The sequence below is a fragment of the Achromobacter mucicolens genome, from assembly GCF_902859725.1.
In the GTDB taxonomy this organism is placed as follows: Bacteria; Pseudomonadota; Gammaproteobacteria; order Burkholderiales; family Burkholderiaceae_B; genus Achromobacter; species Achromobacter mucicolens.
Genome location: NZ_CADIJP010000003.1, coordinates 207,968 through 233,933, shown reverse-complemented (window position 1 = coordinate 233,933; position 25,966 = coordinate 207,968). Strand labels below are relative to the sequence as shown.

Here is a 25,966-nt window from a genome sequence, read left to right as displayed (position 1 = left end):
ATGGATTCAAAGTCAGGTCACCGTCAGGGCGCCCTGGTTGATGTTGACGGCCGGACCGGCAAGCATCACGGTCGCGCCCTGGCCGTTGGACAGCGTGATGCCCACGTCGCTGATCGAGATCATCGCGCCGGTCTTGGTCTTGAGCAGGATGCCGCCCGTGGGGCCGGGCAGGTCGGAAATCATCAGCGTGTTCTGTCCACCCGTCTGCAGCACGATGCTGGGCGATACCGGCAGCCCCGCCAGCGCCAGCGCGGGCACTTCGGCGGCCGAGCCCCAGAATCCGCCGACCCAGATCGGGTAGTCGGGCTTGCCTTGTTCGAACTCCACCCACACGCCCGAACTGACCTGCGGCACCACGAAGACGCCGCTCTGCTGGCCGGCGAACGGCACGCAGGGCATGGCCCAGCTTGAGACGCCCAGGCCCAGCACGTCGGGCACCTGCACCTGGATGCGGCCCATCTGCATGGGATCGACGTTGTTGATCACCACGCCGCGGAATTTGCCGTAGTGGCGTTGGGGGTCTGTCATGGCGGCACCAGGGGCAGGGTCGAGATCAGGCCATTGCGGGCCAGCGAGAATTGCTGGCGGAACTCGCCCGCCTTGAGCGTGCTGTCCACCCGCTTGACGTAGTACAGGCCGTCGAACGCCAGGCCCGCGCCGCGCACGCCCACAAGCTGGCGCGACTTGAGCACGTGGCCGTAGCGCAGCACGTTCAGCGATCCATCGGCGGTGACCGCGTCGGCGGTGGTGCCGGCGGCCATGGCCAGGCCGCGTCCCAGCGCGGCGGCCGGCGACAGCTTGGCCGTGTCCTTGAGCAGCGTCAGCCCCTTGGCCAACGGCGGCAAAAGACCCAGCGGTGGGCTGGCGAGACTGATGTCGGGAACCGGCAGGGGGATCGGGAATTTGGTCAGGGGGTTCTGTATGAAGATGACGGGCAGCGCGGCGTCCGACTGGTTCACCGAGAACGACAGCGACTCGACGTTGCTGTGCACGTCCATGCCCAGGTTGAGCGCCGGCTGCACCGGTCCCAGCCGGATTTCGGGGCCCCAGTACGCCACGTTGGCGCCGGGCAGCGGCCCGGGTTCGATGTAGAACACGTGGCCGACTTCCGCGGCCAGCTGCCGCACGTAGGCCAGGTCCGTGCCTTCATGCAGGGGAATGCGTTCGACGGGGATCGGCACATCGGTGAACGGCGACGGCACGACGAGCGGCAGCATGCCGTACAGCGCGTAGCGGCCGATGATGGCCGCGACACGCGCGGGCGGCGGCATCGCCGGGTAGGGCAGGCCGCTCATGTCCTGCTTGTCCATCGCCACCGTCAGGTCTTCGCCCGTGACGGTCAGGCGTGATTGGCCGGGCGCGTTGCCGTCGGTGATTTCCTGGCGCGTGACCAGCCCGTCCATCAGCACGGTGGGCAGTCCGTTCAGCGTGGCGATCAGGATGACCCGCAGCCACGGCACCTGGCCGCCCGCGATCACCAGCAGCGTATGCAGCGGCGAGCGGTTGCTGACGGTGAACGAGAGCTGAAAGCCGCCTGGGCCGTCGGCCGACGACGACACTTCGACGCGCTCCAGGCCGTCCATGATGGGCCGCGGCGCAGGCACGGGCAGGCCGGGCCCCACCAGCAGCGTCAGGTGCACGCCGCTAAGCATCGCCGCCTCCGAATTGGCCAGTGAACGGCGCGCCCAGCGCGGCGGGCAGCGTCACGCGCAGGCTGCGGCCGGGCGTCCCCAGCGCGGCCGGGCGCGGCGCGTCGTTGCCGTCCGCCAGACGCCAGAACTGCAGCGGATCGCCCAGCGCCGCCGCGGCCAGCCGGTCCAGCCGGTCGCCGGGGGCAACGGCCACCTCGCCGACCGCGGTAAGCGCCGCCGGGTCCGGCAGGAAGCGGCGGCGCAGGTAGACGAGCGGGCGGCCGTCGGGCCCCGGCATTTCAGCCGTGGGCACGCCGTGATACCGGCTGTTGGCGGGAAAGCGCTCCACGCTCATGGCAGGGACTCCAGTCCGACGGAGCCCAGGTCGCCCAGCCCTGCCAGCGCGGCCAGCCGTTCCTTGCGCTGCTGATACACCAGGTACAGATGGCCGCCCTTGTCGCCGAAGCCCAGGTCGCCGACATGCAGCACGCGCAGGCCCAGCGACACCTTGGCGCGGATCGGATTCAGGCGCGCGTCGAAGGCCTCTTCGGTGATCGAGAAATCGGTCACGCGCACCGGCACCACGCGCTCGCGGCTCCAGACGAAGAGACTCAGCGGCGCGACCGTGGGCGCGATCTCCAGCGTGCCCAGATTCGCGATCTGGTTGTTGCGGATGAGCGCGGCGCTGTCCGGGTAGACGATGGTCTCCAGCGCCGCCAGTTGCGCGTGGATGCCGGTGTCGCGCGCGTCGCGGTGCTCGTCCGGAAACTCCAGCTGGTCGGTCGCGTCCAGCTCGGCGTCCAGCCGGATCGTCTCGGCCGGCGGCCCCTTGAGCCGCAGCGGTTCGCCCGCCGCGCCGCCGTCGTCCACGCTTTGCGGCTGCAGCGATCGCGTCAGCGTCTCGGGGTTGTACTGCAGCGAAATCACGCGCTGCACCGCCCCGCTGGACGGATCGATCAGGATGATGCCGCCGCGCAGCAGGCGGGGCGAAAGCGGTCCGCTCATGGGTAGGCCTGCGGCTCGGCGGCGTTGCGCACGGCGGTGATGCGCTGCGCGCCCACCAGCGATTCGGGCCAGTTGCGCGCCGCGCTGAACAGATCCGGGCGGTAGTCGAACTCCAGCACGAAGCGCGATACCGGCACGCGCGCCACGCAATCGATCTCGACGGCGCGCAGCTTGCCCGGCGGCTCGTCGACCATTGTGACGTCGGCATAGCGCGTCTGGCACAGGTCGAGCACCTCTCCCACGGTCTTGCCAATCCAGTCTTGCATGACGGCTCCTAGATGAGGCTCATGTTCTTGGGGACCGCGCTGGCGGCGTCGGGCCGGCAGGCGCGGTAAAAGCAGATGCCGCAGCCGTCGATCGATGCCCGCACGGCGGTCTCGACCTTGGCCTGGAACGTGCCGGTGGCAGCGGCAAAGGCGTCGTTCCAGCGCGTCTTGAAATCGACGTTGCGCTTGCGGCAGTCGTACACCGCTTCGTAGTCCTGGATGTTCAGCGCGTAGTGGCAGCTTCCGGCCCCGATGTACTTGACCCAGCCCTGGTTGCCGGCCATGAAGTTGGCCACGTCCGCGCCGGAAAACGCCACGCCCAGCTTGGATCCTTCCGAGCTGCTGTAGGGATGGGTGTGGTACGTGCCGAGGGTGTAGTCGCCTTTTTGCTCGGCGGGCAGGCTGATGCTGCCGCCGCCGCCCGAGCCCGTGCGGATGACGCGCTTGCCGTCCTTGTCGGACACGATGCGGCCGCCGTGCTCCTGCACGGTGTCGCCGCCGTGCCCGGACTTGGACCAGGCCTCATTGACCGCGTCGTACACGTCGTCCGGCATGGTGTGCGTGCCGGGGCATTTGCGTGCTTCGGCCTCGGCCACGCGCAGGTCGCCCATGCCGGCGCGCTGCACGGTTTGCGCCAGACCTGGCGCGGCGATGGGCTGGGACAGACTGTGCGCCGCGCGGTTGGCCTGCGCTTCAAGCGGCGAGTTGGCCGCACCCAGTTCCAGCGGCAGCCCGGGCCGGTAGCGCGCCTGCTGCTGCACCACGTGCGCCAGTTCATGCGCCAGCAGTTCGCGCCCCTGGCGCGTGCGCGGGGCATAGCGTCCGGCCCCGAAGGCGACGTGCGGGCCGACGGTGTAGGCCTGCGCATGCAGCGCGCGCGCCGAGTCCGCGGCCCGGGCATCGGCGTGGATGCGCACGCGGCCGAAGTCGTGGCCGTAGCGCTGCTCGAATTCCGCGCGGTCGGCGGCGGCCAGCGGCTCGCCGGGGCTGCGCAACACGTCCTCGACCTGATCGGGCACCGCCGTCTTCGCGCGCCCGCCCAGCGGCAAGGCGGCGCAGCCGGACTTGCCGCTGCTCTTGCCGCCGCACCCGCAGGCGCAGCGGCGCAGCACCAGGCGCGAGCGCGGCGGCGCGGCGTCAGGCCGAGGCGTGAACAATGCCGTTCGCATGGCCAGGCTCAATGCTTGAGGTGGAACGTGTCGGCGATGGCGCGCCCCGCTTGCGCCCCGGCCTGTTCCGCCTGCGGGCCGTCCGCCACGGTGCGCAGCTGATCGGCGCTGCCATCGGCGGCGGCGCCGCTGTGCTGCGCGGCGCGCCGCACCAGTTCGTGCACCAGGGCAGCCACGAACGCATTGCGCTGGGCGGCGTCGTGGCTCGGCAGGCTGAGCGCGCGGATATGCAGATGGATTGCGGATTTCATGGCCATCCCCTCGTTTCGGCGTCGGCCAGGGGCCGTTCGCGTTTGGCGGCTTCGGCGTGCGCGGCTTGCAGCACGTGAGCCATGGTGACATCGGAGCCGGCGTCGGCGGCCAGGAAGGCCGCGTTCAGCGCGACGTTGCGGATGCTGCCGCCCGTCAGGTTCAACCGCGCCAACTGGCGCGGATCGAGGTCGCGGGTGGGCGTGGCGGCCGGGAACACGCCGCGCCAGATGCGCGCGCGCTGGTCCTGGTCGGGAAACGGAAACTGCACGACAAAGCGCAGCCGCCGCAGGAATGCGCTGTCCAGGTTGGACTTCAGGTTGGTGGTCAGCACCGCCAGGCCGCGGTAGGACTCCATGCGTTGCAGCAGGTAGCTGATCTCGATGTTGGCGTAGCGGTCATGGCTGTCCTTGACCTCCGACCGCTTGCCGAAAAGCGCGTCGGCTTCGTCAAAGAGCAAAATCGCGCCGCCGTCCTCGGCGGCTTCGAACAGGCGCCGCAGGTTCTTTTCGGTTTCGCCGATGTACTTGCTGACGACGGCGGACAGGTCGATGCGGTACAGGTCCAGTCCCGTCTCGCGCGCCAGCGCCTCGGCGGCCATGGTCTTGCCGGTGCCGCTTTCGCCGGTGAAGAGGGTGGCAAGGCCCAGTCCGCGAGATTGCGCGGCGGCAAATCCCCAATCCTGGTGAACGCGGTAGCGCTGGCGCAGATGCGCCGCGATCTGGCGCAATACCGCCAACTGCGGCTCGGGCAGCACCAGGTCATTCCAGCCTGCCGCGGGCGTCAGGCGCTGCGCCAACCCGTCCAGCCGGCGGCGGCTGGCCTGCGCGCAACCCTGCCACAGCACGGCGGCCGGATCGGCGCCGTCCGCCAGCAGCGCGGGCGCGAGCGCCGCGGCGGTGAGCTGCAAGGTGCGCGAGTCCAGTCCGAACTGGCTGGCTGCATGGTCCACCGCCTGGCCCGCACGCGCGGCTGCCTGCGGACCCAATGCCTGCCGCCACAAGGTTCGGCGGTCCGCCTCCTGCGGCCGGCTCACGGCGTAATGACGCGACGCCGCGCGCAAGGCGACCGGCTCGCGCACCCCCACAAGGCACAGGCCGCCGGCCTGTTCCACCAGATGCCGCGCCGCGGGCGGCAAGCCGTCGGACGCGTCGACGTACAGGCCGGCGCCCAGCAGCACGGCCTCGCGCTGCCAGAGCGTCAGCATGGCGTTGCGTTCGGCCGCGTCCGCCGGCACGTCTTCGGCGGCCAGCGCCAGGCACGCCAGCCCGGCGGCATGCGCGGCGCGCGCCGCCACGTCCTCGTGCGCGCCGGCATCGTCGCCTTCCAGCACGAACACCGGCAATGGCGTGCCTTGCGCGGCGGCCACCTGCGCGGCGATCTGCTGCGCTGCCTCCTCGTGCGCGGGCGCGGCGTGGGGCAGGGGCAGCGCTGGACGCAACAGCGGGCGAAGGCGCGCGTCGGGTTCGTTCAACCCGGCCAGGTAGTGCAGCACGCGTTCGTCGATGCGCAACCGCGCGGTGCTCAAGTCGGTGGTGTCGTCCACGTCCAGCAGACGCCAGCGGCGCAGCGGGCGTTGCGGCGACAGCGCGCTCCAATGAGCGCCTTCAAGCTCGGCCAGCGCCAGCGCGAAGCTGGCGTGGCGCTGGCCGCCGCCGCGGCCGTTTGCGTGGGCGCAAAGGTCCGCCAGCACCGCGTCCATCTCGATGCCGGCGCACAACAGCAGCAGGTCGCGCTCGAACGCCGACAGGCCGAAGATGGCCGTCAGCTGGTCGATGGCGGCGTCGCCGTCCATGGCGGCGCGCGCCTGGGCCAGCTGTTGCGCGCCGTGCCGGGGCGGCCGGCTGCCGGGTTTGCGCAGCCGAGTACGCAGCCGCGTGAACTCCGCGGCCAGCAATTGCTGGTTGGCTTCGGTCCAGCCGGTGGGCGCGCGCGCGTTCATGGCAGCTCGATCTGGCGGTCAAGGTAGCGGACGGGGACCGACTCGCGGTCCACCAGCGGGCTTTCGATGCCGTCCACCCGCAGGCGCGCCAGAAACCGCGTACCTGCTGGCGGCGCGTCGCGCCATTCGAAGATGAGCGCGCTGGCGGGCGCGGCTGCGGGTTCGGCGGGCAGTTCCCGGTCTCCCAACAGCAGGCTGGCGGCCTGGCCGGGCAAGAGCGGCGGCGCGATGCCCAGCGTCATGCGTACCGTGCCGCCGTTGCGCGTGGCCGAGGCCGGCGGCAGCACGGGTTCGGGCGCCAGCACCAGCGCAAGCTGATTGCTGTCGCGCGGCACGCCGGTATCCGCGGCCTGCACGTGGGCATGCACGCGGTACAGGCCGACAGGCAGGTCTGCCGGCATCGTCAGCCGCAGCCAGGTATCCGTGCCGGCCTCGACCGGCACGTCGCGCTCGGCGTCCAGCGTGGAGTGGCGCAGCGTCACCCGCCGCGCCAGGCCGTCCAGATGATGCCCCACGAGCGTCACGGATCCGCCGGGCACGGCAACCGGTTGCCTGCCCGCCGGTTGCACGGACAAGAGCGTGGGCAGCGGCGGCGTCAGGCCGGGAAAGACCAGCACGCCCCGGTCGCGCGGCGTGCCGGGGATGGCCTCGCCGCGGGTCAGCACGGGCAGGGCGCCGCGCGCGGGCCGGCGCGATTCGATCAGCACCACCGACACCTGGAACGCCGCGGTCGGCCGGTAGTGGGCCTGTAGCGCGGACCACAGGCGCGACATCTCTTCGGCGCCCAGCGCCGCGGGCGTGATCTTCAACAGTTCGATCTGGCTGGCCAGATCCGCGCCGCGCAGGCTCTGGTACACCGTGGGCAAGATGGCGCCGTCGACCACGTCCGGATCCAGCGCGCGGCGCACGGCCTCGCGCGGCAGCACGGCCGACTCATGCAGCAGTTGCAGGGCGTAGCCCAGCAGCACTTCGGCCTGCAGTTCGGCGCGGCCATAGGCCGTCAGCAGATAGTGCAGGTCCAGGGCCAGCGGCGGATTGGCGATGCGGTCGCCGGCGGCATCGCGCGACGGCAGCGCCGCATTGCGCCATGCGGCGTTGGGCGTTACCTGATGCAGGAACAGGTTCAGCTGCGGGTCTTCCTGGTTGTCCAGCGACACGGCGTCGGGGGCCAGCGCGGACACCTTGACGCCCGCGCCCAGCGTGTCCGTCACGGCGTGGTCGATCATGCCCGAGTCGAGCAGGTCCTTGATGACGGCAGTGACCGCCGCGATCGCCAGCGCGTTGCTCATGGCAGCCCCGCGCGGCGCGCGGCCAGGTAGTCGCGCAACGAGAGCGCGGACGATCGTGGAGCGGCCGCGGCGCGCGGCGGCGGAGGCGCGACCTCAAGGCGGTCGATGGTGATGTGCACGTCGGGCGTGGACGATTGCTCGGCGGGACGAGACGCTGGGGATGCGGCGTCGCGCCGTGCGGCATGGTCGGGCTGCGTTTCTTCGGCGGCGGCATTGGTGCCCGCCGGTGCGTTGACAACATCGGTGATCGGCGGCGCGGCGTGCATCGATGTTTCGGACTCAGTGCGAGCGGGCGGCGTCACGATTGCGGAAATGGGCCGCTGCGCCTCAAGGGAGATTGAATCCCGATCGCCCGGATCGGGCACGATCGGGCGGCGTAATGGCGGGCGCGCCGCGTCCGTGCGCTGCGGCGCGCCGGACGTTCGCATACCGGCATCGGTCACTGGCGCGCTCGCAATAAAGTGCCTCTGCGGCATCGCCGCTTCGCGCCCGGTGGCGCGTGCATGCACATCCGCCGCCTCGTCGGCATGTCCGTGTGCCCCGAAAGCCGCCCCTTGTGAAAACCTCTGCCCCAGGCGGTTCCCGGTGTCCGCCAAGCCACTGCCGGCCTGCGCGGCCGAATCGTGCCCGGCCAGGTGACTGACCTGATCCTGCGTGTCGGCGCGCAACGGATCCTGCGGCACGACGCCATGCAGCGCCGCCGCCAGCGGCGACGGCGCGCTGCGCAGACGCGGGGCGGTGCCCAGGCTGCGGCTGGCCAACTGGCGCAGGAATCCGCTCATGGCATGGCCTCGCTGCCGGCCAGCGCCAGGTAGGCGGCGCGCCGGGCCGGGCCCAGCGCCAGCACCTGCGGCTCGGTCCAGCCGTAGGCGCGCGCCAGGCGATGCACGTCGCGCAACAGGCCGCGCGCGCACAGGCTGATGTCGTCCCACAGGCAGATGTCGGCATCCAACGCCGCCGACCAGGCGTGCGCGCAGTCGGCGCAGCGCAATGACAGCTCGATGTTGGCGGCGGGGTCCAGCGCCTCCATGCGCGCTTCGATGTCTGCCAGCGCCGCGCCTTGCGGCAGGCTGGCCTCGGGCGGTGTGCCGACGCGGCACGCGCGCAGCAACAGGGCGAGCGCGGCTTCGCTGTCGGCGGCCATCGCCGCGTGCGCCTGGTCCCGGCTGCTGGGCAGTCGCCAGGCGGCGCCGTGCGCGTCGAACATGGGTTCGGCGGACCCGCGTTCCGGCGGCGCGGGCAGGGTCTCGATCAGCGCGGCCAGATCCAGGTCAAACGCCATCGCCGCGCCGCACGCCGGGCAATCGGCGCAGGCCGGCAGCCGCGCGCCGAATGTCGCGCGCCGCAGGCGCAGCAATGCCAGCGTCCGCCATCCGACCGGCCGTGACGCCACCTCCACGCCGGGCATCGCCACGGCCAGCGCGCGCAGGCCACGATCTATCGGGTGGCGGTCACGGCCTGCCTCCCACAGCGCAAGCATCTGCGATTCGATCAGGGCGTTCATCACGGCGCTCCATCAAGCCGGCTCGACAAAGCTCGGTTCGGACGGCTCGGCAACTTCGTAGTCGCGCTCCCATCCTTCGTTTTCCAGCTTGATGGTCTGAATCGCGACGGCGTTGGCGTTGGCGTCCAGATCCGGGATGGCCTGGTATTCCGACACCCAGCAGCGGAACACCTTGTAGGCCAGCACCAGTTGCCCGGCTTCGTTGTAGACCTCGATGATGATGTCCTTGCGAAAGTTCTTCAGCGACACCTCGCTGCCAAGCCCCGAGCCAAAGTTCCACACCTTGTTGGCCCACTGCTCGAACTCGCGGTCGTGCGTGACGCCGCGCTCCAGCGTCACCGCCTCGTACTTGCTGCGGCCGGGGGACTTGCGTCCGCTGGACGGGTCGCCGCCTTCGCGGTGCTCGACCACTTCGGTGGTGCGCTTGAGCGCCGACACCTTGCTGATGCCGGCCACATAGCGGCCATCCCACTTCACCCGGAATTTGAAATTCTTGTACGGGTCGAAGCGCTGCGGATTGACGGTGAACTGCGCCATGGCAATCTCCTGGTAACCCTGGTCGGCGGGCGTTGCGGGCCGCAAGCGGCGCCGCCGCACGCCGGGCTCAAGCCTGTATCTGGCCGGCCAGTTGCTGGATGCTGATGACGACGAACTCGGCGGGCTTGAGCGGCGCGAACCCCACCAGGATGTTGACCACGCCACGATTGATGTCGTCCTGCGTGGTGGTTTCCCGGTCGCACTTGACCAGATAGGCCTCGCGCGGCGAACTGCCCTGAAAGGCGCCCTGGCGGAATAGCGTGTTCATGAACGCGCCGATGTTCAGGCGGATCTGCGCCCACAGCGGCTCGTCGTTGGGTTCGAACACCACCCACTGCGTGCCGCGATAGAGCGATTCCTCCAGGTACAGGGCCAGGCGCCGCACGGGCACGTACTTGTATTCGGAGGTGAGCTGGTCGGCGCCGCGCAGCGTGCGCGCGCCCCAGCAGACCGCGCCGTACACCGGGAACGTGCGCAGGCAGTTGACCCCCAGCGGGTTCAGGCTGCCGTTCTCGCCATCGGTCAGCGTGGTGGCCAGCGAGACGACGCCGGTCAGGTTGGCGTCCGTGCCCGCGGGGGCCTTCCATACGCCCCGGTTGCCATCCGTGCGCGCATACAGGCCGGCGACGGTGCCGCAGGGCGGCGCCAGGCGCGGCTTGCCGTTCTTGAGCGGATCGGACACGTACGTCCACGGGTAGTAGACGGCCGCGTGATCCGACTTGGGCAGCGCGGTGCCGTTGGCCACGGCGACCATCGAGGCGGGATCGGTGGCCGTGGGCGGCGCGTCCACGATCATGAAGGCGCGCCGCTCCTCGCAGTACGACGCGGCGTCGGCCAGGACGCCGCCGTGCGTGATGGCGGGCAGGCAGAGCAGGTTGAATATGTCGGCGTCTTCCAGCGCATACAGCCCCTGGCGCAGCGCACGGCTGCCGATGAACGCGGCATAGACGTCGTCCGGCCCGTACGGCGTTTCGGTGCCGCCTTCCAGCAGCGCGTCGACCGGCGGGGGCGAGGCGACGGCGCCCGCCATCAGATGCAGCGACGCCGCCAGATCGTTGGCCGGGGCCGCTGCCACCGCGATGGTGGAGCCCATGCCGCGCGAGCCGCTGGCCAGCACCAGCGTGCTGCCCTGCACCCGCGCCGTGAAGTCGCGGAAGGCGGGCGTGCCCGGGCGCAGCGCGCGCACCGCGGCCTGCAATCGCGCCGCCACATCTTCCAGCTTGGCGGCCAGCGAGCCGCCCGCGGCACTGGCGTCGCCCACGCTTACGAGTTCCGGGCCCAGGCCGTCCAGCGTGATGCGCAGGCTGGTGTGCGTGGCGTCGGGCAACGCGTCCAGGTCGGTCGCGCCGAAGGTGTCGCTGGTCAGCGTGGCCGCGTCGGGGGTGGGCGCGGGGCGGATGATGGCCGCGCCGTCGGTCTCGACGCCGCCCGCCAGCGACCCCAGCATCAGCACGCCCGCGGCGTTGTTGCGCGCGCCGGGCAGCACGCGCACGCTGGCGTTTTCGCCGCCCGCGCCGGAGGTCATGACAAGGGTGTTGCCGCTGCGCGCCGCCGTGAAATTGGCCAGCGCCGGACGGCCCATCGCCTGCGCCCGCACCTTGGCCTGGATCGCGGCGGCCAGCGCCGTCAGGCGCTGCGTCGCGGTGCCGCCCGCGATGTCGCCGGGCAGCGCGATGCTGACGCCGACGGGCTCCAGCCCGTTGACGGCCACGCGGAAATCGGTGTGCGTCGCGTCCAGCAGCGTCTGTACGTCGCCCAACATGCCGCTGACGCTGGTGCCCGCAGGCAGCGCGTCCAGCGCGCCCTGCGACAGCATCCGCTCCAGCCTGACAAGCTGAGATACGCCCTGCACCAGGTCCAGCAGATAACGCGGGTCCTTGGCGTTCAGAGAGACGTTGGCATAGCTTTCCGCCCGCCCATCGCTGGCGCGGATGAACTGGATGTTGAAGGTGCTGGACGGCACGGCGGTGGCGTAGTCCACCCGCACCTGGATGCTGTTGCCGGACACGCCGGGGTCCAGCGCCCGGACCGTCAGCACGTCCACCGCCGTGGCGCTGCGCAGGACGCGCTGCGCGGGCGATGCTTCCTTGACCACCCGCACGACCCAGGCATCCGTGCCGCCGTTCACGAAGAACTGGCGCACCGCATAACCAAGCTCGGAATCGTCGGCAAGCCCGCCAAAGGCGCGCTCATAGTCGGAGAAGCTGAATATCCGGACCGCCTTGTTGACGGGACCGCGCGGGGCCGCTCCCAGGAAGGCGGCGACCGAGGTCGCGACCCCGGCAATCGTGCGAACGCCGCTGGGAATTTCCTGGATGTAAACCCCGGGATGGGACAGGGTAAGGGCCATGAGCTGCTCCTTCGCGCGGCTGTCCGGACGGGAAGTCCATGCCGCAGGAGAGGCTTAGAGAGCCGCCAGCGCGCCGCTTGAGCGGGGCAGGAAGGGCTGGCGATTCGCGCGAGGCTTGCGCGGGTTGGCGGGCGTTGCGCCGCTCTAGTTGGATTGCAGCGGAAAGGCAATCGGGCAAAAGCAGCAAGCCCTGGTAGGAACGAGTTATAGAAGTTCTGTCTGATGCGATCAATAGCTTTTTAACGGCATTAACGATCTGTTTCTTATTCAGGGCGCGGTCAGCTCGGAACTTGCCGCCATTGAACGCGGGGCCCCGCTGGCGTATAACCCGAAGCGGCGGCGCCCGCTTTCATTCGGGTAGGCGGTTCGAACCTCAAGGAGCGTGATATGCATGGCGTGTCCCGATGGCTGCATCTGCATGCCTGGCTTTTCCGCTTGCCTGCCCCTTTCTGCGATACCGGCCACCGGCTGCGGATTGCGCGGGTGATGCTGGGCGTGGCGGCTGGAACGACGCTGGCCTTCGGCGCCGCCGCGCAGCCGCAAAGTCCCGGCCAGTCCGGCGCCGCGGCCGCGACCCCGCCGGGCGCGGTCCAGCCCGCCGCGCAGCCTGGCGCCGGCCAACCCCAACCCGATTCGTCCGCCGCGCGCGCGCTGCAATGGCCGCGCAGTTTTTCCGCGCCGGACGGCGCGCGGGTCGAGCTCTACCAGCCGCAGATCGACACCTGGACCGCCGACCGCCTGTCCGGCCGCATGGCCGTCGCCGTGGGGCCGGCCAAGGGCAACCCGACCTACGGCGTCGCGGAATTCTCCGCGCGCGCCGACGTGAACAAGCCCGCCGGGCTGGTGCGCCTGTCGGACATACGCATCGAACGCGTGCAGGTGCCGACGGCGCCCCAAGAGGCCGCGCGGCTGCGCAGCGAGCTGGAGGCCCGTATTCCACCCAAGGGCGTGGTCACGCCGTTGGACGGGTTGCAGCTGAGCTATGCGCTGTCGCAGAACAACCCGGCCACCAAGACGGTGCCCGTGGACAACACGCCGCCACGCATCGTCTACCGCACGGTCCCGGCGATCCTGGTGCTGGTCGACGGCCCGCCCGCGTGGACGGCGCTGCCCGGCACGCCGGGCTGGCGCCGCGTCGTCAACACCCGCGCGCTGATTCTGGGCGACAACGCCGGACGTCTGTACCTGCAGGCGGCAGGCCACTGGTATGACGCGGGCGGCATCAACGGGCCCTGGCGCACCGTGGCGCAACCGTCACCCGCGCTGCTGGCCGCCGCCGACGCCGCACGGCGCGGCCCTGCGGCGGACCCCTTGATGCCGCATGACGGCAAGGCGCCGCATCGCGCGCCCGATGTCGAAGTGTCCACGGTGCCGGCAGAGCTTCTGATCACGATCGGCCAGGCCGAGTTGCGGCCGGTGCCCGGGACCTCGCTGCTGTCGGTCACCAATGCCGACCACGCCGTGTTCATGAATCCGGGCGACAACCGCTATTACCTGCTTGTGTCGGGGCGCTGGTTCCGCGGCCCCCGGCTTGAGGGACCGTGGTCGTATGTGCCGGGCAAGGACCTGCCGCGCGACTTCGCGCGCATTCCGGCGCGCGATCCGCAGGGCGGGGTGCTGGTGTCGGTGCCCGGCACGCCGCAGGCCCGCGAAGCCGTCATCGCATCGACCATTCCGCAGACGGCAACCGTGTCGCGCAGCGCCGCCAGGCTGCAGGTCGAGTACGCCGGCGGCGCGCCGGTGCTGCGCCCCATCGAGGGCACGACGCTGCACTACGCGGCCAATTCGCAGGTACCGGTCATCCAGGCCGAAGGCCGTTACTACGCGTTGTCGCATGCGGTGTGGTTCGTGTCGGATTCGCCCACCGGACCGTGGCGCGTGGCCGACCATGTGCCCGCGGCCATCTACGCCATTCCCGCCACTTCGCCGTTGCACTACGTGACCTATGTGCAGGTCTATGGCTCGACGCCGCAGAGCGTGGTGTTCGGCTATTCGCCGGGCTACATGGGCGTGGTCGTCGCGCCGGACGGCACGGTTGTCTACGGCACGGGCTATTCCTACCCGCCCACGATCGTGCAGAACACCTGGGTCGGCTATCCGCCCAGCTATGGCTACAACGCGGCCTTCGATTCCGCGGCGGGCTTTGCCTTCGGGTTTGCCGCAGCCGAAGCCTGGGGCGGGGCGGCGCCTTACTGGGGCCCGTATTATGGCGCGCCCTATTGGGGCGGCGTCGACGTGAACAAGGTGGACGTCTACGGCGCGTGGGGCGGTTCCGGCACGGTCACCCACGCGGCCGGGTGGAATGGCTGGACGGGCACCGAATGGCAGGGCGCGCACGCCGAAGGCTACAACCCGCAAACCGGCGCCGCCTTCGAAGGCACGCGCGGCGCGGCCTACAACGAATACACGGGCAATGCCGCGGCGGGCCGCCGGGGCGCCTACACCGACCCGGTCACTGGTGCATCGGGCGCGGGCCGCGCGGGCGCGGTCGAGAACGACGACGGCCAATGGGCTGCGGGCCGGCAGAACGTGCGCACCAATGCCGACACCGGCCGCACCACGTATTCCGCCGCCGGCGCGACCGGCACGGCGGGGCAGGGCGCGGACAGCGTCGACCGGCGCGGCGCCACCTACAACCGCAACACCGGCAGCGGCATGGCGTGGAACAACGGCAACGTGTACGCGGACCACAACGGCAACGTGTACGAACACAACGACAACGGCTGGCAGCAGCACACGTCCTCGGGCTGGCAGCCGGTCCAGCCGAACACGCAGTCCAACTACCTGAACGCGCAGCGCCAGGCGCGCGATTATTCGACGCAGCCGGCGGGCGGCATGAACGGCGGCGGCTGGCAAAACCGCATGGGCGAATCCGCGGGCGGCTGGCAAGGCCGTGGCGAAGGCGGATGGCAGGGGCGCGGGATGGAGGGCCGCAGCTTTGGCGGCGGGTTTGGCGGATTCAGGGGCGGCGGCGGGTTCAGGCGCTGAGCGTCTCGCTCAGTCCTGCACCAGATACGCCTCGCCGCCCGGCTTCAGGTACGGCGTGAGGTCGTCGAAAGGCACCTGCGCCAGCGTTCCCAGACACACGCCCGACGCGTGGCCCACGCCGGATACCGACAGGCTGAGTGCGCCGGGCGTCGTGGCGCCCAGCGCAAGGTAGGCCGGCCACAGGTCCCAGCAACCTTCCTTGGAACGGTCTTCGGTCAGCCCGGCCTCGTCGCGCGCGGCCAGGGTTTTCTGCGCCTGGCCGACCAGCGCCGTCAGCGCGGGGCGGGGCTCGCGGCTGCCCGGCTGGTAGGCGTCGAACACGCGGTTCCAATCCAGGGTTTCGCCGCGCAGCAGGTCGAACGTGTAGGGATCGAAGTGGTTGTTCGGATGCGCGCCGCCGCAATCCAGGCTGCCGGATTCGGTCACCGTCATCATGGCGCGGGACAGCCAGGGCACGGCCACGACTTCTTCCTCGTAGTTGGCCAGTGTGCCGGCCGACGGGCCGCCGCTGGTGTAGGCCGAGGCCTTGCAGGCCAACGCCGCGTGGCTCATGCGCCAGTGGCGTTGCTCAAGCAGGTGATTGACGCGCGCCATGACCTGCGGGTCCGGATGGCGCGAGAGCCGCGGATAGCTGAACTGGGTGCGCGGGTCGCGCCACATGCGATACGCCACGGTGGCGCTGCCCACGTCCGCGCCCACGGGCACGGCGTGACCGGCAAGCTTGAGCGTGTCGTAGGGGACGCGCGCCGCATCGATGTCTTCGTCAAAGCCGATGCTGCCCTCGCGCTCCAACGCCCCGGCGTCGTATTGCGCGACCCGCTGCAGCGTGAAGGTGCGCTGCTTGCCCGTGCGCGTTTCGATCCACACGCCTTGATAGCCCTGCGCGTCGCGCTTGCCTTGCCACGTGGCTGCCGGCGGCGCGCCGGGCGCCGTGGCGGCAGCAAAAGTCATCGGCTCTTGCAGCGCGGCTTCGCTGCCTTTCAGCGGGATGTCCACGCCATGTTTGGGATAGAAGTAGCGGCCCGTCAGCGCGTTGCCGGCCGTGGCGCTGTCCAGCTCCATCACGATGTCGCCCACGCCTTGCAGCGTGCCGGTGTAGACGGTGCGCTCGGCGGCGCCGGCATGGCCTGCCTGCCACAGCATGGCCAGCGTCAGGACGCCAAACCGGATCGGGCGCGTGCGTGCAAAGGGAAAGGACATCTGCGTGGGGACCCTGAGACGTGGGCCGGTCAATATACCCGACGCGTCAGGGGTCCAGCGCCGCCGGTTGCCAATGGCCGCGCTCGGGGTCCACGCTGACGCGGCGGCCGCCCGCCCACACCGCTTCTTCGTCCAGCCGCGACGCCAGCCCCGGCTCGACATCGAAGGCGATCGCCAGCGCCTGCGCAACCGCCGGGTCTTCGTTGGGCAGTTCCCAGGTCAGAAAGAGTTGCGCCAGATCCTGTGCCTCCGGGAAGTCCGCTTCGTCGTAGCCGCTTGCGTGGCGGGCGATGACGGCGTGGGGCTGGCAGGTGTCAAAGACGATGGCGACGCCGCGCTTAAGTGGGATGCGGTGCCCGGTGCCGGGAAAATGCACGTCCAGGCCCTTGTCATCGGACAGGAACAGATTGCAGAACGCGGCGCCGCCGTATTGGCTGCCGTCGTGGTGATAGCGCGCGCCGCGGCAGGCCATGAGCGCCATGTCGCTGGCCGCCAGGACCTCGCCCAGTCCCTGCGCGCGCGTCCAGTCGCGCATGGCCTGCACGCAAAGGCCGAACTCCGGCCAGCGGGCGCGGGTGCGCGACAGCGGCATCTGCTCGACGTCGCCCGGCTCCAGCGCCAGCCGGGTCCGGATCTCGCGATCCCAATCGGCCATGATGCGCGCGGGCGGCGCGGGCACGTCCAGGTTCGCGGCCAGCAGGCGCGCGCTGACGCTGCGGCTGCGCAAGGCGTCATCGCGCGAAAAGAAGAACGACGTCAATCGATCCTGCATGGGGTGATTCATGAGCCGCGCCTGCCGCGCCTAGCCTCCGCGTCCCTCGTAGGCGCCTTCGTCGCCGTCTTCGTCTTCCATCGCCGCTTGCGCGCGCTCCAGGAGATAGGCCTTCAGCCCTTCCAGGGCGTCGGGCGTCCAGCCGGACACGCCGGTCACCGCGACCCAGGCGTCGACATAATGCTGCGGCGCGTAGACGTGTCCATACCCCATCGGCGTCGCGGTGCCCACCGCCATATCCAGCGCAAGCTGCAACATGGTCACCACGGGATACCAGCGCAGTTCCGGCGACACGTCCGGGCCCATCGGCGCGCTCATCCACGCGGGCGGACGATACAGGTCGCGATAGTCGAAGAATGTGACCGGGTCGCTCGCGTATTGCAGGTAGACGACGCGCATCGGCCCCCAAGGCGCGTCGGCCGGCACCGGCGAGCCGTTCTGGTTCATGAAGCGCACGAAGGCGCCATCGCGCAGTTCGGGCAACCAGGCGGGCGAGCCGGGATTGCGGGCATCGGTAATGGTGCGCCAGACGCGGCTTTCAAAGGGCGGGCCGCTCCAGAGTGCGCCCTGGATCGGGTCGCCGATCATCTCGAACAGTTCGGCCGACCCCGCGGAATTCTTCGCGCCCAGGCTCAGGCCGTGCAGGTACAGCCGCGGCCGCCGGTCCTTGGGCAGCGTGGTCCAGTAGCCATACACCGCCTGGAACAGGGCGCGCGCGGCTTCCGCGCCATATTCGGGTTGCGCCAGCAGCGACAGCGGACTGGACAGGTACGAATACTGCATGGCCACGCTGGCCACGTCACCGTTCAGCAGGTATTCCAGCGAGTCCGCCGCCGCGGGGTCGACCCAGCCCGTGCCCGTGGGCGTGATCACGACCAGCACCGAGCGGTCAAAGGCGCCCACGCGCTTCATCTCGTCCAGCGCGAGCTGCGCGCGCGCCGCTGGGGTTGCCGCGCCGCGCAGGCCGACGTAGACGCGAATGGGCTCCAGCGCCTCGCGTCCCGACTGCGTCTGGATTTCACTGGCGGTGGGGCCGGAGGCGATGTATTCGCGGCCGGCGCGGCCCAGTTCGTTCCAGCGGATCAGCGAGGCGGGGCCGCCCGTCTTCAGGTCCGCGGTGGGCTGCGGGCGTTCGGGCTCGAGCAGCGCGTCGAATTCGCGGAACGAGGCGTCCAGCACGTGCAGCGCGCCGCGGAAGAACACGTCGGTCGCCAGCAGCCAGAAGATCAGGATGGCGATGAGCGCGCCCGTCACGTTGGCCACACGCCGCGGCACGACGCGCCGCACCTGCCGGGAAAGATAGCGGGCGATCAGCTTGAACAGCCGCGCCAGCGCCAGCAGCACGGCAAAGGTGGCCAGGGCGATCAGGCTGACCTTGATGGGATGGGCGCTGGTCACGGGCTCCATCTGCATGAGGGCGCGGATGGTGTTTTGCCATTCGGCGGCGCGGCCAAGAAACACGATTGCCACCGCCACGCACAAGAGGCCGATGACGGCATTGATGATCCACGCGGCGCGGCCGCGGGGCGAGGGCAGTTCCAGGTAGGTCCACAGCCAATGCCACAGCACGCCCAGGCCATACCCGGCCGCAAGGCAGGCGCCCGCCAGGACGCCCTGGGTGACGTGCGTTCGGGGAATGAGCGTGGGCGTCAGCGCCGCGGCGAAGAACAACGTGCCGAGCATGAGGCCGACGCCGGAGAGGGATTCCAGGTGCGACCGGAAGAAGGAAGGCAGGTGTCGATGCAAGGTCTGCTGCACGGTGCGTCCTCATCGGGGAGGGAATGGCGGGGATTCTCGCATGTTGCCGCGGGGGGCGAGGCGTTTTCAGTCGCGGTCGGGCGCGCCCAGCGGAAACAGCGGCCGGTACGGCCGGGCTTCATCGACCGCCCGCGCGAACGACGGCCGCGCCAGCAGCCGCGCGCGGTAGGCCCGCAGGTGCGGATAGGCATCGGCGATCGGATGCGTCCAATCGGCGTAGAAGAGCGCGGGCGCCGCCGCGCAGTCGGCCAGGGTGAAGTCGCTGCCCGCGGCCCACGTGCGCGTGGCCAGGAGCGCGTCGATCCAGGCGTACGCCGGTTCCAGCTTCTGCGCGGTCAGCGCCAGCGCCTCGTCGCGCTTGGCGGGGTCGCCGGTCAGCGCGCCGTTGACCGCGTGCTGCATCCAGAACATGACGTGCAGGTCGAAGTAGCGGTCCAGAAAGCGCACGTCCAGCGCGGCCATCGGGTCATCGGGAATCAGCCGGACCGGGCCGGGGTGGGCGAGCTGCAGGTATTCGATGATGATGCTGGATTCGGCGATGTTGCGGCCGCCGTCCACCAGCAGCGGAAACTTGCGCAGTGGCCAGCGCTGCAGCCAGTCGGCGCCATGCTGGGGCGAGTCCGGCCCGATGCCGCGAAATTCGAAGGGCGTCGCGTTTTCGTACAGCGCGACGAGCACCTTCTGGGTGTACGAGGAAAAGGGATGACCGTAAAGTGCAGGCAGCATGCTCGAAGTCTCCTGGGCCGTGGCTCACAGGTTAATGGGTCCGGGGCTGTTTCACCAGACGGACGAGTGTCCCGCGCCCCACTGCGCGTTGCGCGCGAAAAGGAATACAGTGCATGACGGATCCCGGGGCAGTGGCCTCGGGCAGACACCAACAATACGGAGACAGGATGGATACGGCAGGCAAGCAGGGCGCCAGCGTGCGCGAACAGGTCGGCGAAACGGAATGGCAGGTCCGCAAGGATCTGGCGGCGCTGTACCGGCTGGTGGCGCTTTTTGGGTGGGACGATCTGATCTTCACGCACATCACGGCCAAGGTGCCGGGCACGGAGCATTTCCTCATCAATCCCTACGGCATGATGTTCGACGAAATCACCGCGTCCAGCCTGGTCAAGATCGACCTGCACGGCAACAAGGTGATGGCGTCGGAATACGACATCAACCCCGCGGGCTTCACCATCCATAGCTGTATCCATGCGGCCCGCAAGGATGCGATGTGCGTGCTGCACACGCATTCGATCAACGGGGTGGCCGTGTCGGCGCAGAAAGCAGGCCTGTTGCCGCTGTCGCAATTCGCGTTCATCGTGCTGCGCTCGCTCAGCTATCACGACTACGAGGGCCTGGCGCTCAACCCCGACGAGCAGCCGCGCCTGGTGCGCGACCTGGGCGCGAACAACTACCTCATCCTGCGCAATCACGGCCTCTTGACCGTCGGCCAGAGCATGGCGGAAGCCTTCCAGGCCATGCACCGCCTGGAAGCGGCCTGCATGGTGCAGGTGCGCGCCCAGGCGGGCGGCGAACTGACCCACATTCCGGCCGACATCCTGGCGCGCGCGGCGGTGGAGTCGCCCGCCGATCGCGCCCGCAAAGCCCAACTCGCGTGGCCGGGCCTGCTGCGCCGGCTGGACCGGCGCAATCCGGGGTATGCCGAGTAAGCGCGACTATTTTTTCGCGGTCGGGTCGGCGGACAGGAATTCCGTGCAGTCAGGCAGCGGTTTGGACGGCTTGTAGGACGATGTGCCCGGTTGCCACGCGTAGGTCACGGTGTAGCTGCACTGGCTGTCGATCTGCGGCGCGAGCTGGGCCTGGGTCAGCGGGGGGCGCGTGCTGGAGTCCTCGTAGCGGCTGGCGCCCGCCGGCGAGCGCGTCGCCTGCGTCTTGACCTGCAGATCGGGCAGTTCCTTGCCCGGCACGGCCTTCAGCGATGCCTTGAACTCGTAGATGTCGCTGCACTGGCCGGCCCGCTTTTGCTGGTCGGCCTCGTTGAAGCACGCGCGGATCGACGCGTCGGCCGTGTACGGCATGACGAGCACCAGGCTGGCGCCGGTCTGTTCGCCCAGGTTGACGTCGTACAGATACAGGTCGCGGCGCGAGAAGCCGCCGCCCGAGAACGGCGTCGACGCCTCGAAGTCCGGCTCGGCCGGACCGACCACGCCCACCAGCGCCCGTTCTTCGCTCAGCCGGATCAGTTCCGGCCACACGGAGAAATTCTTGAAGTCCGGGATTTCGGGCGAGTCCCAGAACCGGTAGTCGGCACGCAGGGTCCTGCTGGTGGCAAAGGGACCGTTTTCGCCGAACGCGCCATCGGTCTTGATGCCCACACACCAGTCGGTCTGGGCGTTGCAGTACAGCTTGTTGTCCGCGTTGAGCGTCAAGGGCTCGGTATCGGGGGCGGCCATTGCCGCGGCAGGCAGGGCAGCGCAAAGCAGCAGGGCAAGCACTTTTGACACGATTCTTCCTTCTTGTGGGATGCGCGCGGGGCTATATGTGTTACGGCCCCGCGCAACGCCCTCCGGGGGCGCGCCACATTTTGTAGGCAGTCGCACCGTTACGCGCGACCTGATGGTGTCAAAACATGAACAAACGTATCGGCGTCGACGCCGTCCGCTGCGGCGGCGTCAGTCGCGCACGGGGCCGTCGGGCGCATCGGACTCGACCAGCTGCGCCAGTTGCAGCAGCGACTCCTGCCAGCCCAGGTAGCACATCTCGGTCGGAATGACCACGGGTATGCCTTCCTGCACGATGACCAGTTCCGTGCCGCACGACACTTGCCGCAGGGTGACGGTGGTGGTCATCTCGCCCGGCAGGTTGGGATCGTTGAAGCGGTCCGTGTAGCGGATCTTTTCGCCCGGAACCAGCTCCAGATATTCACCGCCGAACGGCTCTTCATGGCCGGTGGCAAAGTTGTGGAAAGCCATCCTGTGGCGGCCGCCCACGCGCGCGTCCAGTTCCTGGACCGAGCAGGTGTAGCCATAGGGCGGAAGCCACTTGGCCATCGCATCGGGCTCGATGAAGGCGCGATAGACCCGTTCGGGGGTGGTGCGCAGGACGCGAAGGTGTCGTACGGTTCCGGTAGTCATGGTGTAGTCCGCCTTGAAGTGAGGGTGGGTGCATGACTACGACGAACCGCCAACACCCGGATCGACAAGCATTTTGCTGGGGATTTCCCTAGGTCGCGACGTGCTTTCCCATCAGGCCCGCGACCCACGCCCCTGGCTGGCCAGCGCCAGCTTCCAGCCCAGATTGAAGGCGTCCTGCAGGCCGGTGTTCAAGGGATGGCGGCTGCCAGCAAGTTTCAGGTCGATCACGCCAAGCTCGATCTTCGGTCTATTACTATTTGGGCCATGAGCCAGCGCAAGACACCTTCGAAGCCGGGCCCCGATGCCTGCATCCGCGTGCGAGGCGCGCGGGAACACAATCTGAAGAACGTCGACGTCAGCATCCCGCGCGACGCGCTCGTGGTGTTCGCCGGCGTGTCCGGGTCGGGCAAATCCTCGCTCGCGTTCGGCACCTTGTATGCCGAAGCGCAGCGCCGCTACCTGGAATCGCTGTCGCCGTACGCCCGCCGCCTGATCGATCAGGTGGGCGTGCCCGACGTCGACGCCATCGACGGCCTGCCGCCCGCGGTGGCATTGCAGCAGCAGCGCGGCACGCCCAACGTGCGCTCCACGGTGGGCAGTGTGACGACCCTGTCGAGCATGCTGCGGATGCTGTACTCGCGTGCCGGGATGTATCCCGCGCGCCAGCCCATGCTGTACGCCGAGGACTTTTCGCCGAACACGCCGCAGGGCGCCTGCCCGCATTGCCACGGCCTGGGCTATGTGTACGACGTGACCGAGGCGTCCATGGTGCCGGACCCGTCGCTGTCCATTCGCGAGCGGGCCATTGCCTCGTGGCCGCCCGCCTGGCATGGCCAGAACCTGCGCGACATCCTGGTGACGCTGGGCTACGACGTGGACAAGCCGTGGCGCGACCTGCCCAAGAAGGATCGCGACTGGATCCTGTACACCGACGAGCAGCCAACCGTGCCCGTCTACGCCGGCTTCACGCCCGCCGAGACGCGCGCCGCGCTGCGCCGCAAGGCCGAGCCCAGCTACATGGGCACCTACACCGGCGCGCGTCGTTACGTCATGCACACGTTTGCCACCACGCAAAGCGCCATGATGAAAAAGCGCGTGGCCCGCTTCATGACCGGCGCGCCCTGCCCGGAATGCGGCGGCCGGCGTCTCAAACGCGAGGCGTTGTCCGTGACGTTTGCGGGCCTGGACATCGGCAGCCTGTCGCAACTGCCGCTGGCCCGCATCGCCGAGATCCTGACGCCCGCCGCCGAAGGCCGCTTCGACGACGCGGCCGCCAAGGCCGGCACGACCCGCAGCAAGGCCGCCGGGGTGCGCGCCAACGCACGGCGCGTGGCGTCGGGCGGGCTGTCGCATGCAGGCAGCAGCGACGTGCGCCGCACGCCGGACGCATCGCCCGAGAAGCGCATTGCCGCGCAGCGCATCGCGCACGACCTGGTCGAGCGCATCGGCACGCTGCAGGCGCTGGGACTGGGCTATCTGGCGATGGACCGGTCCACGCCGACGCTGTCGCCCGGCGAATTGCAGCGCTTGCGGCTTGCCACGCAGATCCGCTCCAACCTCTTTGGCGTGGTGTATGTGCTGGACGAGCCCTCGGCCGGCCTACACCCCGCGGACGGCCAGGCGCTGCACCGTGCGCTGGACCAGCTCAAGGCGGGCGGCAACACGCTCTTCGTCGTCGAGCACGACCTGGACACGCTGCGCCGCGCCGATTGGCTGGTGGACGTGGGGCCCGGCGCGGGCCAGCATGGCGGGCAGGTGCTGTACAGCGGTCCGCCAGACGGCCTGCGCAAGGTCAAGGAATCAGTCACGGCCAAATATCTGTTCGATGCCCGGCCCGCCAGCCGGCGCACGCCGCGCGAGCCCACCGGGTGGCTTGAGCTGCGCGGCATCCACCGCAACAACCTGCATGGCGTGGACGCGCGCTTTCCGCTGGGGGCGTTCACGGCGGTGACGGGCGTGTCCGGGTCGGGCAAGTCCAGCCTGGTCAGCCAGGCGCTGGTCGAACTGGTGGGCGAACATCTGGGCCAGGAGCTGCCCGCCGAGGAATCCGACAGCGACCTGCCGCAGCCCGGCAATCTGCCGCGCACGACGGGCCGCCTCCATGCCGGCGCGCAAGCCATCAAGCGGCTGGTCAATGTGGACCAGAAGCCCATCGGCCGCACGCCGCGGTCCAACCTCGCCACGTATACCGGCCTCTTTGACCACGTGCGCAAGCTGTTTGCCGGCACCAAGGCCGCCCGGTCGCGGCGTTACGGCGCCGGCCGCTTTTCCTTCAACGTCGCGCAAGGGCGCTGCGAGACCTGCGAGGGCGAAGGCTTCGTCCACGTCGAATTGCTGTTCATGCCCAGCGTGTATGCGCCGTGCCCCACGTGCCACGGCAGCCGCTACAACGCCAAGACGCTCGAAGTCGAATGGAATGGCCGCAACATCGCGCAGGTGCTGGACATGACCGTGGACGAGGCGCGCGCGTTCTTCAAGGACGAGGCCGTCGTGTCGCGTCCCCTGACGCTGCTCTCTGACATCGGACTGGGCTATCTGCGCCTGGGGCAGCCCGCCACGGAACTGTCCGGCGGCGAGGCGCAGCGCATCAAGCTGGCGACCGAGCTGCAACGCAGCCAGCGCGGCAACACGCTGTACGTCCTGGACGAGCCCACCACGGGCCTGCACGCGGCGGATGTGGACAAACTGATGACGCAATTGCACGGCCTGGTCGACGCCGGCAACACCGTGGTCGTGGTGGAACACGACCTGCGCGTGGTGGCGGGCAGCGACTGGATGCTGGACGTCGGCCCCGGCGCCGGCGAAGCGGGCGGCGCCATCGTGGCGGCCGGCACGCCGCAGGCCGTCAGCCGCGGCAACGCCGGCGTAACGGCGCAGTTTCTGCGCCCCTTCTTTGATTGAGGAAACATGGAATTGATCTACCGGCCCGCCCGCGCCGAGGACGTGGCGGCCTGCATCGACATCCGCGGCAAAACCCGCGAGAACGCGTTTTCAGCCGAAGACCTGGCCGCGGCGGGCGTCACCCTTGCGTCCTGGGCGGCGGCAATCGACGACGGTTCGCTGCCCGGCTACGTGGCCACGTCTGACGGCAAGATCGCGGGCTACTGTTTTGGCGACAGGCAGGCCGGCGAAATCGTGGTCCTGGCGTTGCTGCCCGACTACGAGGGGCAGGGCGTGGGCAAGACGCTCTTGAACCTGGTGGTGCGCGATCTGACGGCGCTTGGCTTTAAACGGCTGACCCTGGGATGCGCCAGCGACCCCGCCGTGCGTTCCTATGGCTTTTACCGGCACCTGGGCTGGCGTTCCACGGGCACGTTCGACGACAGGAACGACGAGGTGCTGGAATACTTTCCCTGAACGCGCCTAGGGCTGCTGACGCATTTCATCGGCCAGCGTGTCCCGCATGCGTTCCATGCTTTCCTGGCCCACCTCGATCAAGCCGCCGCTCGGCTGGTCGATGTCCAGGATGAAGGTCAGCACCAGCGCGATCAGCGCGGCGAACATGCCGGTCGACACGGGCCGCCGCCGTCCGTGCAGGCCGGTGCCGTAGGCAATGTAGGCCATCGATCCGGCGGCCACAATGAAGAGCAGGTAGTACACCGGCTCCGGCACGTGGTTTTCCAGCGCGACACGGCGCTTTTCGTTGATCTGCGCCATCTCGTTGATGGCCTGGATGAACATGATGGTGGAGATGGTCGGCGGGTTCTCTGCCCGGGCGGCGACCGCCGCCCGGATCTGGCGTTCGATGCGGCGCGCGGTGGCGTTGGCGGCGGCAAAGCGCGGCGAATCCTGATCGGCCAGGTGGTAGTCCAGCGATGCTGAGGCGTATTCATGCAGCATCTTCGCCACGGCAGGCCGGTGTTCGGCGGGAATGAGCTGCGATCGCCAATAGGCGTTGCCGATGGCGTTGGCCTCTTCCAGCACCAGGTTCTTGCGCGTCTCGAAACGCGTGACCGACATGGCGAACGTAAACCCCAGCAGCAGGGCCAAGAGGCCGAGCAGCGCGGTCTGAAGCGCGGTGATGTGCGTCTTGGCTGCCTCGTCGGCCGGCTTGCGCAGCCGGCGGCCGAGCCGGTATGCAAGCTCGATGACGGCCAGGAAAATGATGAGCACGACGAAAAAGATGATGACTTCGTCAACTTCCCGCAGCATGCCGTCTTCCCCCGGTTTGGACGTGCGCATCAGCGTAAGCCGATTGCGCGGCGGCGGCAATCGGGCGTGGC

At 69.5% G+C, this 25,966-nt stretch carries 25 protein-coding genes; 4 read left to right on the top strand and 21 right to left on the bottom strand.

Annotated features, from left to right (window positions below; genetic code table 11):
• Positions 1-12 precede the first annotated feature (12 nt).
• The 13 genes from HV786_RS04735 to HV786_RS04675 form a co-directional block, all read right to left on the bottom strand.
• Positions 13-528 carry a phage baseplate assembly protein V gene (locus HV786_RS04735; RefSeq protein WP_056326117.1) on the bottom strand — a complete coding sequence of 172 codons (516 nt, stop codon included), beginning with the start codon at positions 526-528 and terminating at the stop codon, positions 13-15.
• Positions 525-1,652 carry a hypothetical protein gene (locus HV786_RS04730; protein ID WP_056326120.1) on the bottom strand — a complete coding sequence of 376 codons (1,128 nt, stop codon included), beginning with the start codon at positions 1,650-1,652 and terminating at the stop codon, positions 525-527. Before HV786_RS04730 ends, HV786_RS04735 begins: the two co-directional genes overlap by 4 nt.
• The gene (locus HV786_RS04725) at positions 1,645-1,986 is read right to left on the bottom strand and encodes a LysM domain-containing protein (RefSeq protein WP_175210170.1); all 342 of its coding nucleotides are present in this window, start codon (positions 1,984-1,986) and stop codon (positions 1,645-1,647) included. Before HV786_RS04725 ends, HV786_RS04730 begins: the two co-directional genes overlap by 8 nt.
• Positions 1,983-2,636, bottom strand: coding sequence for a hypothetical protein (locus HV786_RS04720; RefSeq protein WP_056326125.1), 654 nt, complete (start codon positions 2,634-2,636; stop codon positions 1,983-1,985). The genes HV786_RS04725 and HV786_RS04720 overlap by 4 nt, the downstream gene beginning before the upstream one ends.
• Positions 2,633-2,902 (bottom strand): hypothetical protein, encoded by a 270-nt coding sequence (locus HV786_RS04715; RefSeq protein ID WP_056326128.1) that lies wholly within the window; start codon positions 2,900-2,902, stop codon positions 2,633-2,635. Before HV786_RS04715 ends, HV786_RS04720 begins: the two co-directional genes overlap by 4 nt.
• Before the next feature lie 8 nt (positions 2,903-2,910).
• Entirely contained in the window at positions 2,911-4,071 is a 1,161-nt protein-coding gene (locus HV786_RS04710) for an eCIS core domain-containing protein (RefSeq protein WP_175210169.1), read from the bottom strand.
• Positions 4,072-4,079: 8 nt separating this feature from the next.
• Positions 4,080-4,322, bottom strand: coding sequence for a hypothetical protein (locus HV786_RS04705; protein ID WP_175210168.1), 243 nt, complete (start codon positions 4,320-4,322; stop codon positions 4,080-4,082).
• Positions 4,319-6,262, bottom strand: coding sequence for an ATP-binding protein (locus HV786_RS04700; protein ID WP_175210166.1), 1,944 nt, complete (start codon positions 6,260-6,262; stop codon positions 4,319-4,321). Before HV786_RS04700 ends, HV786_RS04705 begins: the two co-directional genes overlap by 4 nt.
• Entirely contained in the window at positions 6,259-7,551 is a 1,293-nt protein-coding gene (locus HV786_RS04695) for a Pvc16 family protein (protein ID WP_175210164.1), read from the bottom strand. The genes HV786_RS04700 and HV786_RS04695 overlap by 4 nt, the downstream gene beginning before the upstream one ends.
• Positions 7,548-8,333: a hypothetical protein gene (locus HV786_RS04690; RefSeq protein WP_175210162.1), complete on the bottom strand. Its 786-nt coding sequence runs from the start codon at positions 8,331-8,333 to the stop codon at positions 7,548-7,550. The genes HV786_RS04695 and HV786_RS04690 overlap by 4 nt, the downstream gene beginning before the upstream one ends.
• Complete coding sequence (locus tag HV786_RS04685; RefSeq protein WP_175210160.1) at positions 8,330-9,055, bottom strand: hypothetical protein; 726 nt, start codon at positions 9,053-9,055, stop codon at positions 8,330-8,332. Before HV786_RS04685 ends, HV786_RS04690 begins: the two co-directional genes overlap by 4 nt.
• Before the next feature lie 12 nt (positions 9,056-9,067).
• The gene (locus tag HV786_RS04680) at positions 9,068-9,592 is read right to left on the bottom strand and encodes a phage tail protein (RefSeq protein ID WP_056326957.1); all 525 of its coding nucleotides are present in this window, start codon (positions 9,590-9,592) and stop codon (positions 9,068-9,070) included.
• A 67-nt stretch (positions 9,593-9,659) separates the two neighbouring features.
• Positions 9,660-11,942 (bottom strand): phage tail sheath family protein, encoded by a 2,283-nt coding sequence (locus HV786_RS04675; protein ID WP_175210158.1) that lies wholly within the window; start codon positions 11,940-11,942, stop codon positions 9,660-9,662.
• A 387-nt stretch (positions 11,943-12,329) separates the two neighbouring features.
• Here HV786_RS04675 and HV786_RS04670 point away from each other — a divergent pair, with 387 nt between their 5' ends.
• A complete protein-coding gene (locus tag HV786_RS04670) occupies positions 12,330-14,930 on the top strand; it encodes a carbohydrate-binding family V/XII (RefSeq protein WP_254599440.1) in 2,601 nt (866 codons plus the stop codon).
• A 9-nt stretch (positions 14,931-14,939) separates the two neighbouring features.
• On the opposite strand, the gene HV786_RS04665 is transcribed toward HV786_RS04670, so the two are convergent.
• The 4 genes from HV786_RS04665 to HV786_RS04650 form a co-directional block, all read right to left on the bottom strand.
• On the bottom strand, positions 14,940-16,130 hold the full coding sequence (locus tag HV786_RS04665) for a hypothetical protein (protein WP_420809624.1): 1,191 nt from the start codon (positions 16,128-16,130) through the stop codon (positions 14,940-14,942).
• A gap of 46 nt (positions 16,131-16,176) precedes the next feature.
• The gene (locus HV786_RS04660; protein ID WP_175210156.1) at positions 16,177-16,914 is read right to left on the bottom strand and encodes a hypothetical protein; all 738 of its coding nucleotides are present in this window, start codon (positions 16,912-16,914) and stop codon (positions 16,177-16,179) included.
• Positions 16,915-16,932: 18 nt separating this feature from the next.
• On the bottom strand, positions 16,933-18,660 hold the full coding sequence (locus HV786_RS04655; protein WP_128827160.1) for an alpha/beta hydrolase: 1,728 nt from the start codon (positions 18,658-18,660) through the stop codon (positions 16,933-16,935).
• A 66-nt stretch (positions 18,661-18,726) separates the two neighbouring features.
• Complete coding sequence (locus HV786_RS04650; RefSeq protein WP_056326156.1) at positions 18,727-19,386, bottom strand: glutathione S-transferase family protein; 660 nt, start codon at positions 19,384-19,386, stop codon at positions 18,727-18,729.
• A gap of 167 nt (positions 19,387-19,553) precedes the next feature.
• Here HV786_RS04650 and HV786_RS04645 point away from each other — a divergent pair, with 167 nt between their 5' ends.
• Positions 19,554-20,318: a class II aldolase/adducin family protein gene (locus tag HV786_RS04645; RefSeq protein WP_063952416.1), complete on the top strand. Its 765-nt coding sequence runs from the start codon at positions 19,554-19,556 to the stop codon at positions 20,316-20,318.
• A 6-nt stretch (positions 20,319-20,324) separates the two neighbouring features.
• On the opposite strand, the gene HV786_RS04640 is transcribed toward HV786_RS04645, so the two are convergent.
• From HV786_RS04640 to HV786_RS04630, 3 genes are all read right to left on the bottom strand, one after another.
• Positions 20,325-21,113 (bottom strand): hypothetical protein, encoded by a 789-nt coding sequence (locus HV786_RS04640; protein WP_175210154.1) that lies wholly within the window; start codon positions 21,111-21,113, stop codon positions 20,325-20,327.
• Between the two features lie 168 nt (positions 21,114-21,281).
• Positions 21,282-21,743, bottom strand: a complete 462-nt coding sequence (locus HV786_RS04635) for an SRPBCC family protein (RefSeq protein WP_128828465.1) — start codon at positions 21,741-21,743, stop codon at positions 21,282-21,284.
• A 111-nt stretch (positions 21,744-21,854) separates the two neighbouring features.
• On the bottom strand, positions 21,855-21,971 hold the full coding sequence (locus tag HV786_RS04630; RefSeq protein ID WP_175210152.1) for an FAD-dependent monooxygenase: 117 nt from the start codon (positions 21,969-21,971) through the stop codon (positions 21,855-21,857).
• Between the two features lie 36 nt (positions 21,972-22,007).
• Between HV786_RS04630 and HV786_RS04625 the strand changes: the two genes are divergently transcribed.
• Together HV786_RS04625 and HV786_RS04620 are read left to right on the top strand one after the other, a co-directional pair.
• Positions 22,008-24,644 (top strand): excinuclease ABC subunit UvrA, encoded by a 2,637-nt coding sequence (locus HV786_RS04625; protein WP_175210150.1) that lies wholly within the window; start codon positions 22,008-22,010, stop codon positions 24,642-24,644.
• Positions 24,645-24,650: 6 nt separating this feature from the next.
• On the top strand, positions 24,651-25,100 hold the full coding sequence (locus HV786_RS04620; protein ID WP_128827207.1) for a GNAT family N-acetyltransferase: 450 nt from the start codon (positions 24,651-24,653) through the stop codon (positions 25,098-25,100).
• A 6-nt stretch (positions 25,101-25,106) separates the two neighbouring features.
• Here the strand turns inward: HV786_RS04620 and HV786_RS04615 are convergent, their stop codons facing one another.
• The gene (locus HV786_RS04615; RefSeq protein WP_235512780.1) at positions 25,107-25,925 is read right to left on the bottom strand and encodes a bestrophin-like domain; all 819 of its coding nucleotides are present in this window, start codon (positions 25,923-25,925) and stop codon (positions 25,107-25,109) included.
• Between the last annotated feature and the right edge of the window lie 41 nt (positions 25,926-25,966).

Coding starts and splice junctions, on each gene's coding strand:
- HV786_RS04735 (WP_056326117.1), bottom strand. CDS start 528: ATGACAGACCCCCAACGCCACTACGGCAAATTCCGCGGCGTGGTGATC.
- HV786_RS04730 (WP_056326120.1), bottom strand. CDS start 1,652: ATGCTTAGCGGCGTGCACCTGACGCTGCTGGTGGGGCCCGGCCTGCCC.
- HV786_RS04725 (WP_175210170.1), bottom strand. CDS start 1,986: ATGAGCGTGGAGCGCTTTCCCGCCAACAGCCGGTATCACGGCGTGCCC.
- HV786_RS04720 (WP_056326125.1), bottom strand. CDS start 2,636: ATGAGCGGACCGCTTTCGCCCCGCCTGCTGCGCGGCGGCATCATCCTG.
- HV786_RS04715 (WP_056326128.1), bottom strand. CDS start 2,902: ATGCAAGACTGGATTGGCAAGACCGTGGGAGAGGTGCTCGACCTGTGC.
- HV786_RS04710 (WP_175210169.1), bottom strand. CDS start 4,071: ATGCGAACGGCATTGTTCACGCCTCGGCCTGACGCCGCGCCGCCGCGC.
- HV786_RS04705 (WP_175210168.1), bottom strand. CDS start 4,322: ATGAAATCCGCAATCCATCTGCATATCCGCGCGCTCAGCCTGCCGAGC.
- HV786_RS04700 (WP_175210166.1), bottom strand. CDS start 6,262: ATGAACGCGCGCGCGCCCACCGGCTGGACCGAAGCCAACCAGCAATTG.
- HV786_RS04695 (WP_175210164.1), bottom strand. CDS start 7,551: ATGAGCAACGCGCTGGCGATCGCGGCGGTCACTGCCGTCATCAAGGAC.
- HV786_RS04690 (WP_175210162.1), bottom strand. CDS start 8,333: ATGAGCGGATTCCTGCGCCAGTTGGCCAGCCGCAGCCTGGGCACCGCC.
- HV786_RS04685 (WP_175210160.1), bottom strand. CDS start 9,055: ATGAACGCCCTGATCGAATCGCAGATGCTTGCGCTGTGGGAGGCAGGC.
- HV786_RS04680 (WP_056326957.1), bottom strand. CDS start 9,592: ATGGCGCAGTTCACCGTCAATCCGCAGCGCTTCGACCCGTACAAGAAT.
- HV786_RS04675 (WP_175210158.1), bottom strand. CDS start 11,942: ATGGCCCTTACCCTGTCCCATCCCGGGGTTTACATCCAGGAAATTCCC.
- HV786_RS04670 (WP_254599440.1), top strand. CDS start 12,330: ATGCATGGCGTGTCCCGATGGCTGCATCTGCATGCCTGGCTTTTCCGC.
- HV786_RS04665 (WP_420809624.1), bottom strand. CDS start 16,130: ATGTCCTTTCCCTTTGCACGCACGCGCCCGATCCGGTTTGGCGTCCTG.
- HV786_RS04660 (WP_175210156.1), bottom strand. CDS start 16,914: ATGAATCACCCCATGCAGGATCGATTGACGTCGTTCTTCTTTTCGCGC.
- HV786_RS04650 (WP_056326156.1), bottom strand. CDS start 19,386: ATGCTGCCTGCACTTTACGGTCATCCCTTTTCCTCGTACACCCAGAAG.
- HV786_RS04645 (WP_063952416.1), top strand. CDS start 19,554: ATGGATACGGCAGGCAAGCAGGGCGCCAGCGTGCGCGAACAGGTCGGC.
- HV786_RS04635 (WP_128828465.1), bottom strand. CDS start 21,743: ATGACTACCGGAACCGTACGACACCTTCGCGTCCTGCGCACCACCCCC.
- HV786_RS04625 (WP_175210150.1), top strand. CDS start 22,008: ATGAGCCAGCGCAAGACACCTTCGAAGCCGGGCCCCGATGCCTGCATC.
- HV786_RS04620 (WP_128827207.1), top strand. CDS start 24,651: ATGGAATTGATCTACCGGCCCGCCCGCGCCGAGGACGTGGCGGCCTGC.
- HV786_RS04615 (WP_235512780.1), bottom strand. CDS start 25,925: ATGCGCACGTCCAAACCGGGGGAAGACGGCATGCTGCGGGAAGTTGAC.